Below are 12,872 nucleotides of genomic sequence, written 5' to 3' on the forward strand. Positions count from 1 at the left end.
GGATGCTCGCCTGTTGCGCATTGCCTTTGCCATCCAGCGCCGCACAGCCCGCCAACCCCGCGCCAGCGTCAGTTCCAGCCGCTTCTGCTCCGGCGGCTCCGAATGGCACGCGTGAGCTAAGCATTGCCATCCGACCGTGGACCGGCGACTTCGATGCGATGCTCAAGCGCCGGATGATCCGCTTTCTGGTGCCCTATAGCCGTACGCTGTACTTCATCGACAAAGGCCGCGAGAGCGGCCTCTCGGCCGCGCTTGCACGCGACTTTGAACACTATGTGAACCAGAAGTACTCAGCCGAGCTCGCCAGGCGGCCGCTCACGGTCGTGCTGATCCCAACCACGCGCGATAAGCTTCTGGCGAACCTGAATGGCGGCCTCGGCGATATTTCGGCAGGCAATCTCACCGCCACCGACGAGCGCCTGAAGATCGTGGACTTCGTCGCGCCACGCGATCGCAAGCCGGTACGGGAACTGGTCATCACGGGTCCGTCGGCGGCGGCACTTGCATCGTTGGACGACCTCGCGGGCAAGCAGGTGTACGCGCGCCCCTCTTCGAGCTACTACGAAAGCCTGAGCGCTCTGAACGAACGCTTTCGCCGGGGCGGCAAGCCACCGATGCACATCACCCCGCTGCCAGACGCGCTCGAAGACGAAGACGAGATGGAGATGTTGAACGCCGGCCTACTCGGCATCATCGTCGTGGACGACTGGAAGGCGCATCTTTGGGCACAGGTGCTGCCGCGCGTCAAGGTGCACGACGACCTCGCCGTAAGTGGCGGAGGCTACATAGGGTGGGCCATCCGAAAAGACAGTCCGCAGTTGCAAGCCGTGCTGAATGACTTCTATCAGAGTTACGTCAGCAAGCAGGGTGTCGCAGAGTATCGGCTCGCGCAATACATGAAGAAGATCAAACAAATCCGCAATAACGGGGGCGATGATGAACAGCAGCGGTTCCAGCAAACCCTCGCGCTGTTCCAGAAGTACGGTGCGCAATACGGCTTCGATCCACTTATGCTCGCGGCGCAGGGCTTCCAGGAATCGCAATTGAACCAGCAGGCCCGCAGCCACGTCGGCGCTGTCGGCATCATGCAACTGATGCCGGCCACGGGCAAACAGATGGACGTCGGCAGCATCTCCGTTGCCGAAGCGAACATTCATGCTGGCGCGAAATACATGGACCAGCTCATGACGAAATACTTCACTGACGCCCATTTCAACGCGAGCGATCGATCGCTCTTTGCATTCGCGAGCTACAACGCGGGCCCCGCAAATATCGCGAAGATGCGCGGGCTGGCGGCGCAACGAGGCCTCGATGCCAATAAGTGGTTCAACAATGTGGAGATCGTCGTGGCCGAAAAGATCGGTATCGAGACGACGACCTACGTGCGCAATATCTACAAGTACTATGCCGCGTATAAGCTGATCGTCGACGCTCAGAACGCCCGCAACAAAGCGGTGGAAAGCGTGCGGAAACCTTCTTGACCGGTTCGGCAGCCGAGGTCTCTTTCCGTCGGCCCGTCCCGGACGTTGGCCTTCAACGAGTCGTTACGCGGTTGTGTGCCCCCGGCGCCGCAGGACGATATGCGTCGCCTTCTGCGACGCTACGAATTCAACGCATTCGTATCCCAGAGCCCGCAAGTCGACCCCTTCGAACAGCGATTCTCCGCGGCCGAGCAGGACCGGCGAGATAGCAATGTGCAGTTCATCGATCAGGCCTTCCCGAAGATACTGGCGGATCGTGTCCGGTCCACCGCCGATCCGCACGTCCATTCCGGCAGCGGCCTCGCGCGCACGGTCGAGCGCCTCGCGAATGCCGCCCGTGATGAAGTGGAACGTCGTGCCGCCTTCCATCTCGATGGGGGAACGCGCATGATGGGTCAGGATGAAGACAGGCACGTGGTACGGCGGATTGTCTCCCCACCAGCCTTTCCAGTTCGTGTCCGGCCAGTCGCCACGAATGGGTCCGAACATGTTCCTACCGAGAATCCACGCCCCCACATTCTGAAAGCCACGGGCGGCGAAATCATCGTCTACCCCGGTCGTACCGCCGTCGTTGCCGAACAAGGCCTGCTGGAACGTGCGCGTTGGGATTAGCCACTGGTGCAGTTCCGTCCCGCCGACGCCGAGCGGATTGTTGATGTCTTGATCCGGACCTGCTCCGTATCCGTCGAGCGAGATGGTGAAGCCCTGAACGCGAACTCGCGTCATCGTTTGCCTCCATTTGGACGCCAGCCAGGTAAAGGCGGACGTCGGGTTCCGGATAGTCTCGATGCTGCGGCTAATGTACCCGATACCGATGAAGGCGGTAAATCTGCATCAATTCCCGGTCCTTGGGAAAGGCCGGAAACAACGGCGGATTCAACCTGTGGATGCAATAGTTTGGTTAAACCTCCCGGTCACCTCGCGGCATTCAGAAGCCCCATCAGCTCATCCGGTGAGATGCCGTCGTCGATCGCATCGACAACGACCCTCCGGTCCCAATCAGATGGCTGATCGCCGATGGCGGCGCGTGCGCGAATCGGCACGGCGAGGATCATGACCTCCGTGGTCGGCGCATGCTGCAAACTCATGGCCGCAATCTGCGCACCGAGTTGTTTCGCCATCACCTCGATCGACTCATGGCTATGCGGGTTGGCAACACCAATAGCGATACTGCTGCCGGCGAACTGGCGGGCGAGTGCCGCTGCAACTTTTCCGGGGCTGAGAGTTGAACAGGTCATCGTGTATTCCTCCTGATGTCCGACCCAGATCAGCGCGTACCTTGCGCCGCCAGGCAACGCTATGGCGTGGACGGCGACCCTCGGGCCTCAAACCTGGCCGATGCCACCGTCATTCATCAAATCCGCGCCCGTCATGTACGAACTCTGCTCGGAGGCAAGATAGAGCGCCGCGCTGGCCATCTCGTCGGCCCGCGCGAGCCGACCGAGCGGGACCATGCTCTTGTACATGCTCACCAGATCCTCGCGTGTCGCTGACTGCGAATCGAGGATCGGAGTGTCGGTAACACCAGGGCTGAGCATGTTGACGCGAATGCCGCGATCCTTGAATTCGGCGGCCCAGGTGCGGGCATACGAACGCAACGCGGCCTTGGTCGCCGCGTAAGCGGTGTGACCAGGTATGCCCATCAGGTGCATGGCCGACGAAACCAGAATGATCGATCCACCACCTGTCATCATCGGCAGCAGCTTCTGCACCAGAAATACAGGGCCGCGCGCCATCAGATTGAATGCCTTGTCGAAATGCTCGGGCGTGATGGTGTCGATCGAGGCCTGCTCCGTATAGCCCGCATTCGACACGATGATGTCGACGACACCCTTTTCGTCCCTGACTGCCGTGGCGACACGGTCGAGGTCATCGAGATTCGCGGCGTCGGCTTGGATAGCCGTAACGTTGCGTCCGATCAGTTCGACGGCCTCGTCGAGCTGGCCTTGCCGACGGCCGAAGATAAACACATGAGCGCCTTCGGCGACGAACCGCTGGGCGATCGCCAGGCCGATACCGGTGGTTGCGCCGCTAATGACGGCGATCTTTCCTGCAAGAGTTGACATTGGAACCTTCCGCCTTTGATGACTGGAAGTGACATCGTAATTGCGGTCCCAACGAAAGATAATCAGCGGAATTATCATAGGATCCATTCGCCAGGAGAATAGGCCACACGAGAGAAATGCAATGGACCGGTTTCACGAATTGAACGCCTTCATCGCCGTCGTCGAAGCGGGTGGCTTTTCCGCCGCGGCGCGTAGAACCGGCGAGTCACAGTCGGCCATCAGCAAGGCGATCGGCGCGCTGGAAAAGCGCCTGGGCGTGCTGCTATTCAACCGAAGCACACGCAGCGTGACACTGACGGATCAGGGGCAGAAATACTACGAGCGGACCAAACCGTTGCTGGACGAAATCGAGGTAGCCGACAGCGAGCTGACCAGCAGCACGCTGGATGTCTCGGGCCTTGTCCGGATTGCCTGCGCGTCGACGTTCGGCCGCCTGCACGTTCTTCCGCTCATTCCCGAACTGCTATTGCGCCATCCGGGTCTTCGGGTCGATCTCGTGTTGTCGGATTTCGTACGCGATATGGTGGAGGACCGAATCGATCTCGCGATTCGAGTGGGTTCCGTCAGCGATCCGGATTCGGTCGTGAAGCGAATTGCCAGCACCCCGCTGGTCTGCGTCGGATCGCGTCGCTATTTCGAGCAGCACGGCATGCCGAAGGACCCTGCGGAACTCGTCGATCACAATTGCCTGCTCTACGGCGGTCTGCTGGAATCGGCGAACTGGCCGTTTCATGGGCCACGTGGCCGGTTCAGCGTACCGGTGCGAGGCAACCTGTCGTCGAATAGCGTAGAGACGATAAGATCGGCCGTGCTGGCGGGCGTGGGCATCGGCCTGTTCGCGAAGCTCTCGCTGACCGACGAGCTCAAGCATCCCGACATCGTGACCGTGCTGGACGACTTCATCCGGGACGCCCGTGATGTCAGCATCATCTGGCCGAGGCGTCGTTTCGTGCCTGCGCGCGTGCGCCGGGTCACAGAATTTTTTGCGGCCGCGTTGCCGCAGCGTTTGTAGAAGCGCGACGTCCGTGAACGCAGTGCAAACGCAATACGTCAAGCGATGTTCGCTAGCTGTGCGCGTCGCGGGCCCGCGTCGCTCGACATCGATTCGCGTACGTGGCGCGCGAATTCCTGTGCCGCTGGCTGAACCGTCACGGGCAATCGCAGACAGATCGCGAACGCGGGCAGCGCCGGCAAGCCGGTGACTCGAGGTGTCAACGTCTCAAGATCGCCCGGCACCGTGGACACGAGCCAGGCCGTGATCGCGAGGCCCGCGCGCACCGTTGCGGCGGTCGCCTCGATGTTGCCGCTTTCGAACACCGTGCGCCACGCGATGCCCTCGTCCGCGAGCGCGCCGAGCACCACCGGACGGAAAGCACAACGCTCGTCCACCATCGACAGCGGCAAAGGCCGCTTCTGCCACGCATCGCTGCCGCGCCCTTTGACCCACACCAACGGCTCGATGCAGACCACTTCACCTTCTGCTTCGCTCGCGACAGATTCCACCAGCGACACGTCCAGGCGACCGCTATTCACCGCTTCGCTCAACTCCGGCGACGCCGCGCACACCAACGAGATTTCGACGTGCGGATGCGCGTCGGCGAAGGCCTTCATCGCGGGCCCGAGCCGCGTCACGAGATCGTAAGGCACGCCCACACGCAGCGCGCCGCGCAACGGCTGGCCGGTCATGTCGGCCCAGATTTCGTCGTTCAGCCGCAGCAGCGCGCGCGCCTTCACCAGAAACTGCTCGCCCTGTCGCGACAGTTCCAGCCGTCGCGTCTTGCGAACGAACAGAAGGCAATCCAGCACATCTTCGAGGCGCTTCACCTGCTGGCTCACGGCGCCTTGGGTCATATGCAGCAGATTCGCAGCGACCGTCATGCTGCCGCTATCGGCGACGGCAACGAAGGTGCGGACCAGATCGAGATCGAGGTTTCGGCTCATCTATGCATTATGTCGCGTAATGTGTCGCATCAATATTATTAGCTTTTACGATGCCTTGCCGATCCGTACAGTGCAGATTCACTAATCCGGATGTGCACCAATGACCTCGATACTCCCGCTTCTACTGTTCGTCGCCGTCGCGACCGTCACGCCCGGCGGCGCGACCACGCTCGCCACCGCCTCGGGCGCACGCTTCGGTTTCGTACGCTCGATACCGCTGATGCTCGGCATCGCCATGGGCCTCGCGTTGCTCGCCGCGGTCGCCGCACTCGGGCTCGGCGGTCTGCTTCTAACGCTGCCGTCGTTGCAAACGGTGGTGAGGGCGCTCGGCTCCGCATATCTGCTGTGGCTCGCGTGGCGCATCGCGCGCAGTGGGCCGCCGGCCGCGGGCAACGGTCCCGCGCGCCCGGCTACGCTCGTCAACGGTTTCCTGCTGCTGTGGCTCAACCCGAAAGGGTGGGCGATGACGATTGGCGCGGCGGCGTCGTTTGCGGTGCTCGCAAACGATCCGAACCGGCTCGCGATGCTGCTCGGGGCGGCGTTCGGGGTGGCTGCGTGCGCGTCGCTCGCACTGTGGTGCGCGCTCGGTGTGCTGCTCGGGCGGCTGTTTCAAACACCGCGTCACTGGCGCATGCTCAATCTCGCGATGGGCGTGCTGCTCGCCGCATCCGTCATTCCGACCTGGAGATAAGCATGTCTTCGCATCCGTTCGCCGGATCGTTCGATCTGGAAACCGCGTTCGGTGATGTGTCGGATTATTGGTCGCCGAAAGTCGTCGCACGGATCAACGATCAGTATGTGAAGGTGGCTAAAGTGCGCGGGCAACTCGTGTGGCACGACCACGAGCACGAGGATGAACTGTTCTTCGTCGTGCGCGGCCATCTGAAGATCGAATATGAGGGCGGACGCCTCGTCGATTTGCCCGCGGGCTCGATGCATGTGGTGCCGCGCGGCACGCTGCACAATCCAGTCGCGGACGACGAATGCTGGATCGTGCTGATCGAGCCCGTGCAGACAAAGCATACGGGGAACGTGGAATCACCATTGACGAGAACGATCGAAGAGCAGTTGCGCGGATCACGCTGACTTCAGATGACCGCGCATGAAAAAAACAGTTCGTTTTCCTGTGTATGCTCGTGCCACACGAGCCGTGCGCACATATTTGCAATCTTCACGTATTGATCGTTGACCTGCATGACGACTTTCTGCCTGCGAGAGTAGGGGGCGGCGTCGAAACTTCAAACCCGCCGCCCCCTTCTCGACGAGACAGACTCAGGCGAACAACTTTCGCGGCCCACTGGGTTGAGAGCGAAGATACTGTTTCGGCGCCCTGACTTGAGCCCCAAAGTGAGCGGCAGCGTGCCAGGGCCAGCGAGGGTCGAAGAGCACGGCCCGAGCAAGCGCGATCAGATCGGCGTCTCCCGCGCCGAGAATGGCTTCGGCTTGTTCGAACCCGGTGATCATGCCGACGGCGATGACGGGGAGCGTCGTCGCCTGCTTCACTGCCCGCGCGAACGGAACCTGATAGCCGGGCCCGACCGGAATTTGCGGGGCTGGGTCCGAGCCGCCGCTCGAGACGTTGATCGCGGCACAACCCCTGGCCTCCAGGGCGTGGACAAAAGCGATCGCGTCCTGCACGGACCACCCGCCGTCCACCCAGTCGGTAGCGGATATCCGCATCGTAACGGGGCGATCGTGCGAGAACGCGTCCCGCACGGCCTCGAAGACCTCGAGTGGAAAGCGCATCCGGTTTTCCAATGAGCCGCCGTATTCGTCGTCCCTGTGGTTCGACAGCGGCGAGAGGAATTGATGCAGCAGGTAGCCGTGCCCACCGAGGATCTGAATGAAGTTCAACCCAAGCCGTGAGGCGCGCCGTGCTGCGGCCGCGAAGGCGTTGCGAATCGCGGCCAGGCCATCGCGGTCCAACGCGATGGGCGGTGTCTCGCCGGCCGCAAAAGCAACCGGCGATGGGCCATAGGTGTTCCAACCATTTGAGTGATCAGATGGAATCTGCGCACCTCCGTCCCACAATTTCTGCCGGGACCCTTTCCGGCCAGCATGGTTGAGCTGGATTCCAACGGGCGTGTCGGACCACCGCCGAACGGCCTGCAGCACTCGCGCCATGGAGGCTTCGCAGTCGTCCGAATAGAGCCCCACGTCACCATAGCTGGTGCGTCCGTCGGGGCTGACCGCGGTCCCCTCGATAGTGAGTGCAGCCGCGCCTGATATCGCCAACTGGCCGAGGTGCATCAGGTGCCAATCGCTCACCTGGCCGTCTTCGGCCGAGTACTGGGCCATCGGGGCGATCACGATCCGGTTGGCTAGTTTCAGGTTGCCGACTTGTATCGGCGTGAACAGCGTCGGGTCGCTCATAGAGCGCCTTTGGCGGCGACAGGCCGCGGGGCGATCGGCAAACCGACCCCACCGGTTGCGCCGCTAGTGACGGCGACTTCGCCTGCGAGAGTGGACATGGAAATCTCCTGTCTGGTGATGAGTGACAGGTAGATCGTAGTTCCCAGATACCGGAGTGATAATTCGCAGATTTTTCATAAGGCCAATTCCGCACGAGAATAGGCGTGAGCTGGTCTTTCTGGCTGAACCCGGGCCTCCAGCTCGATCCACTTTGAAGAAGCTCGCCGAAAGCCTCGTGCTTCGCCTCATGCCACCTGCTTCGCGTCATGCCACCTGCGCGCCGCCATCGTTAGACGCCTTGCGCTCGAGCAGCGGATAGGCGAGCGCGCAGATATGCGACTGGATCCGCACGAGGTCGCGCAGCACGTCGAGATGGAGTGAGCTCGACGCGATACTGTCGGGCTTGCCCTCGCGCAGGCGGCCGAGATGAGAATCCCGCGCGGCGCGCTCGAGACGCCGCAGCGCCTGTTTGTCCTCGAGCAACTGCTCCGCGGTCTGCGTCCTTCCCGATACGAGCAGCGCCTGAGCCCGATGAAAACTGTCGATCACCAACTGGTGCAGCGCGCGCAAGTCTTCGGCGCCTTCGGCCGAAAAGCTCACCTGTGCCTTGATCTTTTTCTGCGCCAGTTCCATCAGATTCTTGTCGACGATATCGCCGATATGCTCGAGGTTGATCACGGAAGTCATGATCGCCGACGCCCAGCGCCGGTCTTCGTCGTCGAGCGTTTCGCGCGTCACTTCGGTGACGTAGCTCTTGATCGCATCGTGCAGCATATCCACGGCGTCGTCGCGGGCCGCGATCTCGTTCACCGCGCGGCGGTCGTTGGCGATCAGCACCGGCACGCTCGCGCACAGCATCGCTTCGACGATATCGCCCATCCGGATCAATTCGCGAGTCGCGCATGCAAGTGCCTGCGAGGGCACCCGCAACGCGGCTTCGTCGAGGTAGCGCGGCGCGTCGCCGTTTTCGGCGGCGCTCGGTGCCGGCAGCAGCCGTTCGAGAAGTCGCGCGACAGGATCGAGCAGCCCGATGAAGACCACGGCGATCATCACGTTCACGCCCGTGTGGAAGTCGGCGATCGCACGGCCGGGGCTGTCGTAGACCTGCTGCAGCAGCGATGCGAGCGGCGAGCACACGGCGAGCATCAGCACGCACACGCCACCGCGCAGCACGAGGTTGCCGCCCGGCAGGCGCCTGCGGCTGCGGTCAGCGCCCTTCGCGGCCTCGAAATACGGATTGAGCGCGCTGCCCACGTTCGCGCCGAGCACCATCGCGATCGCCGTGTCCATCGGCACGGTATGCAGATTCGCGAGCGACATCACGAACAGGACGACCGGAATGCTCGAATGCGCGGCCCACGTGAGCACGCACGCGAGCGCCGCGTTCAGCACGGGCTCGCCTGCCAGCGCGCCGAGCACCGTGCGCAGCGCAGGGGCGCTCTCGGCGGGTTGCACGGTCGAAACGAGCAGCGTGAGCGCAAGCAGCATCAAGCCGAGCCCGATCGACGCGCGGCCGATGTCGCGATTGCGCGAGCCTTTGCCCTTCTCGAAGAGCGTCATGCCGACCAGCAGACAGACCGGCGAGATCCAGCTCAGATCGAGCGAGAACGCCTGCACGATCAGCGTCGAGCCGACGTTGGCGCCCAGCATGATGGCGAGACCGGTAACAGGCCGCATCAAACCGCGTGCCGCGAACGACGACGCGATCATGCCGGTCGCGGTGCTGCTCTGCAGCGCGCCGGTGATTGCGAGCCCGGCGCAGAACGCGTTCAGCCGGTTGCCGAGACTCCTCGCCATGAAGCGCTTGAGCGAGGCGCCGAACGCGCGCATCAGGCCGGACTCGACCATATGTAGGCCCCACGTCAGCAGCGCGACGCCGCCCGCGAGATGAAGCACGATCATGATCATCTTGCACCTCCCTGTTTGTTTTTCTTGTGCACTTCTTTCAGACCCGGGCAGTACCCGGCGAGATTGCCTCCTCGAATATCTGTAGTGCCTCCAGCCTCTGCGCAGGTGTGACGGTGAGCCGCGGCGTGAGCGTCAGCACGTTGCCCATCGTCGTCTTGAACGACAGTCCCCGGTCGAGCGCGCGATGCAACACGGCCTCCGCGAGATCGGCATCGGGCGTCGCCATCATCCGCGCACCATTGCACGGTTCGAGATGCGCGAGAGCCCCATCAACACGGCGAGCGTGCCGATACCGAGGATCATCGTGAGCGTCGCGGCATCGAAGATCGCACCGCGGTCCGACAGCGCGAAGATGCCGACCGGCAGCGTGACCCAGCCCGGCGGATAGATCATCAGCGTCGCGCCGAGCTCGCCCATCGACATCGCGAAGCTCAGGCTGAACGATGCGAGCAGGTAGGGCGCGACGAGCGGCAGCGTCACGCGCGAGAGCTGGTAGAACGGCCGCGCGCCGAGGCTCTGTGCCACCTCGCCGTATTCCGGCGCGACTCGCGCAAGCCCGGCCGCCACGTTGCCGTAGGTGAACGCCGAGATCAGCAGGAAGTGCGCGATGAAGACGATCGTCGCCGTGCCGTTGAGCAACACCGGCGGCCGGCTGAACGCGACCAGCAAGCCGAGCCCGATCGACACCGACGGCACCGCGCTCGGCACGAAGAAGATCACGTCGAGCACGCGGCGCGGCAGGCCCTTCATGCGCCGCAGCGCGAGCGCGGCCCACGTGCCGCTCACGAGCGCCGCGACGCTCGCGACCACCCCCGTCAGCACGCTCACGCGCAGCTGGCTTGCCGAATCGGTATGGAACACCCGCGCGTAGTGCTCGAGTGTCAGGTGGCTCGGCAGGATACCGTTCCACTGTCCGCTGATGCTGGCGAGCGCGATCATCGCGACCGGCAGCCCGTAGACCGCGCAGAACAGCAACGCCGTGCCGCCCCACGTCAGCCATTTACCCCATTTAGCCCAGAGCAGCACGGCGACCTCCGCAAAGTGACACGACGGCCCGGTAGCAGGCATAGAGCCCGAGCGACAGCGCGATATTGACGACGGCGATCACACACGCCGTGGTGTAGTCGAATTCCTGGATCGCCTTGTCGTAGATCAGCAGAGGCAGCGTGATCACGTCTTTCGCGCCGATGAAGAGCACGATGCCGAACTCGTTGACGGTCAGCAGCAGACACAGGCTGCCGCCCGCCAACAATGCCGGCAACGCGGCGGGCAGGATGATCTGCCTGATGATGCGCAGCGGCCGCGCGCCGAGGCTGCCCGCCATCTCGATCTGCGCGCCGTCGATCTGCGAGAAGCACGCGAGCAGCGGCCGCATGATGAACGGCGTATAGACCGTGATCTCCGACAGCACGACACCCCACTGCGTGTACAGGAAGTTGAGCGGCGGCAGCGGCAGGTGGAACGCTTCCATCAGCGACTGGTTCAGCAGTCCGGCCGAACCGTACACGAAGGTGAACGCGAGCGCGACGAGGAAGGTGGGCAGCGCGATGAACGTATCGATGAGCCGGCCCACGAAACGCGCGCCCGGGAACGGCACGAACGCGATCACGAGCGAGAACACGAAGCCGAGCACGAGGCATCCCGCCGAGGCCGATATCGCGATCGCGATCGTGTGATAAAGCCCGCTCAGAAACTGGCGCGAGCGCAGCACGTGCTCGAAGTTCGCGAACGACAGCACATGCTGGTCGCCGCCCAGCGCCTGCACGACGATCAGCCCGAACGGGTAGAAGAACAGCGCGGCGAGCACCGCGAGCGGCGGCGCGATCCACAGGCCGCCCAGTCCCGTGGCCGGCGCCCGCACGCGGGCCGGCGGCGCAATGACGATATCAGCCATGACGCTCAGCCTCCGGTACGAGAGTGACATCCGCGGGGTCGAAACGTACGCTGAGCGCCGCGCCCGGCTCCGGCGGTTCGGCGAGCGGCGCGCAGGTGAGCCGCAGCATCTCGCCTTCGACATCGAGCGCGATGCTGTGCATTTCGCCGAGCCACTGCACGCTGACGACGACCCCCGTCAATTCGTTCAGGCGTTGACCTTCGCCGGCTGGCGCGCCGCCGCCCGCAACGGAGTGCAGATGGTGCGGCCGCACGCACACGAAGCAGGCGGCGCCGGCCGCGAGTCCGTGATGGTTGCAGCCTTCGAGCAGGTGGCCGTGAAAGCGCACGCGGGCGCGCCCGTCGGCCAGCGGTTCGAGCTGCTGCGCCGGCAGCACGTTCGCGCGGCCGAGGAACTCGGCGGCGAAGCGGTTCGGCGGATGACGATAAAGCCCCTGCGCGTCGCCGTAAGCGACCAGGTGGCCGTCGCGCATGATGCCGATGTGGTTCGCGAGGGTCAGCGCCTCGGTCTGGTCGTGCGTCACGTACAGCACCGTGAGCGACGGCAGGGTGCGGTGCAGCTTCGCGAGTTCGTCGAGCATCGAGCGGCGGATCTGCGCGTCGAGCGCGGACAGCGGCTCGTCGAGCAGCAGCACCTGCGGACGGATCGCGAGCGCGCGGGCGATCGCCACGCGCTGCTGCTGGCCGCCCGACAGCTCGCGCGGATAGCGCTTCGCATACTTCGCCATGCCGACGAGGCCGAGGCACTCGGGCACCCGCTCGCGAATCACCTCGGCGTCCGCGCCGCGGGCACGCAGCCCGAAGGCGACGTTGTCCTCGACGCGCATATGCGGAAACAGCGCGTAGTTCTGCACCACCATGCCGATGTTGCGTGCGTACGGCGGCAGCCGGGTCACGTCGCGATCGCCGATGGTGATGCGCCCGGCGCTCGGCTGCACGAAGCCGGCGACGGCGCGCAATGCGGTCGTCTTGCCGGAGCCGGACGGGCCGATCAGCGCGACGATCTCGCCGGGCTTCACGGTAAGCGTCAGAGATTCGAGAATGGTCTGGCTGCCGTAAGCCACCGACACGCCTTCGAAACCGATGCCGCTCGCTGCGTGCGCGATGACGGCCGGGGAAGCGGAGGCGCGCCGCTGCGGCCCCCTTTCCATGGTCATGGTGTTTGCCATTA

The 12,872-nt window shown here is 63.8% G+C and carries 14 protein-coding genes and 1 pseudogene; 4 read left to right on the top strand and 11 right to left on the bottom strand.

Annotated elements, in window-relative coordinates; all coding sequences use genetic code 11:
• The first annotated feature begins 2 nt into the window (after positions 1-2).
• Positions 3-1,481, top strand: a complete 1,479-nt coding sequence (locus EVC45_RS17055; protein WP_129959181.1) for a transglycosylase SLT domain-containing protein — start codon at positions 3-5, stop codon at positions 1,479-1,481.
• Between the two features lie 63 nt (positions 1,482-1,544).
• Here the strand turns inward: EVC45_RS17055 and EVC45_RS17060 are convergent, their stop codons facing one another.
• From EVC45_RS17060 to EVC45_RS17070, 3 genes are all read right to left on the bottom strand, one after another.
• Positions 1,545-2,207 carry a dihydrofolate reductase family protein gene (locus EVC45_RS17060; RefSeq protein WP_129959113.1) on the bottom strand — a complete coding sequence of 221 codons (663 nt, stop codon included), beginning with the start codon at positions 2,205-2,207 and terminating at the stop codon, positions 1,545-1,547.
• 188 nt (positions 2,208-2,395) lie between these two features.
• Positions 2,396-2,719: an NAD(P)-binding domain-containing protein gene (locus EVC45_RS17065; protein WP_129959114.1), complete on the bottom strand. Its 324-nt coding sequence runs from the start codon at positions 2,717-2,719 to the stop codon at positions 2,396-2,398.
• Positions 2,720-2,806: 87 nt separating this feature from the next.
• Complete coding sequence (locus EVC45_RS17070; RefSeq protein ID WP_129959182.1) at positions 2,807-3,547, bottom strand: SDR family NAD(P)-dependent oxidoreductase; 741 nt, start codon at positions 3,545-3,547, stop codon at positions 2,807-2,809.
• Between the two features lie 121 nt (positions 3,548-3,668).
• On the opposite strand from EVC45_RS17070, the gene EVC45_RS17075 reads away from it, so the two are divergent.
• Positions 3,669-4,559, top strand: coding sequence for a LysR family transcriptional regulator (locus EVC45_RS17075; protein ID WP_129959183.1), 891 nt, complete (start codon positions 3,669-3,671; stop codon positions 4,557-4,559).
• Positions 4,560-4,597: 38 nt separating this feature from the next.
• On the opposite strand, the gene EVC45_RS17080 is transcribed toward EVC45_RS17075, so the two are convergent.
• A complete protein-coding gene (locus EVC45_RS17080) occupies positions 4,598-5,488 on the bottom strand; it encodes a LysR substrate-binding domain-containing protein (RefSeq protein WP_129959115.1) in 891 nt (296 codons plus the stop codon).
• Positions 5,489-5,588: 100 nt separating this feature from the next.
• Here EVC45_RS17080 and EVC45_RS17085 point away from each other — a divergent pair, with 100 nt between their 5' ends.
• Complete coding sequence (locus tag EVC45_RS17085; protein WP_129959116.1) at positions 5,589-6,179, top strand: LysE family translocator; 591 nt, start codon at positions 5,589-5,591, stop codon at positions 6,177-6,179.
• A gap of 2 nt (positions 6,180-6,181) precedes the next feature.
• Positions 6,182-6,574: a cupin domain-containing protein gene (locus tag EVC45_RS17090; RefSeq protein ID WP_129959117.1), complete on the top strand. Its 393-nt coding sequence runs from the start codon at positions 6,182-6,184 to the stop codon at positions 6,572-6,574.
• Here EVC45_RS17090 and EVC45_RS46720 read toward each other — a convergent pair.
• From EVC45_RS46720 to EVC45_RS17125, 7 genes and pseudogenes are all read right to left on the bottom strand, one after another.
• Positions 6,575-6,693: pseudogene (locus tag EVC45_RS46720) on the bottom strand (cupin domain-containing protein); the annotation flags it as partial. It abuts the gene before it with no gap.
• A 67-nt stretch (positions 6,694-6,760) separates the two neighbouring features.
• Positions 6,761-7,861, bottom strand: a complete 1,101-nt coding sequence (locus EVC45_RS17100; protein WP_129959118.1) for an NADH:flavin oxidoreductase/NADH oxidase — start codon at positions 7,859-7,861, stop codon at positions 6,761-6,763.
• Positions 7,862-8,164: 303 nt separating this feature from the next.
• Positions 8,165-9,808, bottom strand: a complete 1,644-nt coding sequence (locus tag EVC45_RS17105) for a Na/Pi cotransporter family protein (RefSeq protein WP_129959119.1) — start codon at positions 9,806-9,808, stop codon at positions 8,165-8,167.
• 37 nt (positions 9,809-9,845) lie between these two features.
• Complete coding sequence (locus EVC45_RS17110) at positions 9,846-10,037, bottom strand: hypothetical protein (protein WP_129959120.1); 192 nt, start codon at positions 10,035-10,037, stop codon at positions 9,846-9,848.
• On the bottom strand, positions 10,034-10,834 hold the full coding sequence (locus tag EVC45_RS17115; RefSeq protein ID WP_129959121.1) for an ABC transporter permease subunit: 801 nt from the start codon (positions 10,832-10,834) through the stop codon (positions 10,034-10,036). Before EVC45_RS17115 ends, EVC45_RS17110 begins: the two co-directional genes overlap by 4 nt.
• On the bottom strand, positions 10,818-11,702 hold the full coding sequence (locus EVC45_RS17120; RefSeq protein WP_129959122.1) for a 2-aminoethylphosphonate ABC transporter permease subunit: 885 nt from the start codon (positions 11,700-11,702) through the stop codon (positions 10,818-10,820). The genes EVC45_RS17115 and EVC45_RS17120 overlap by 17 nt, the downstream gene beginning before the upstream one ends.
• Positions 11,695-12,858, bottom strand: coding sequence for an ABC transporter ATP-binding protein (locus EVC45_RS17125; protein ID WP_248295162.1), 1,164 nt, complete (start codon positions 12,856-12,858; stop codon positions 11,695-11,697). The genes EVC45_RS17120 and EVC45_RS17125 overlap by 8 nt, the downstream gene beginning before the upstream one ends.
• Positions 12,859-12,872 lie beyond the last annotated feature (14 nt).

It is taken from the genome of Paraburkholderia sp. UYCP14C (assembly GCF_004197395.1).
Classification (GTDB): domain Bacteria; phylum Pseudomonadota; class Gammaproteobacteria; order Burkholderiales; family Burkholderiaceae; genus Paraburkholderia.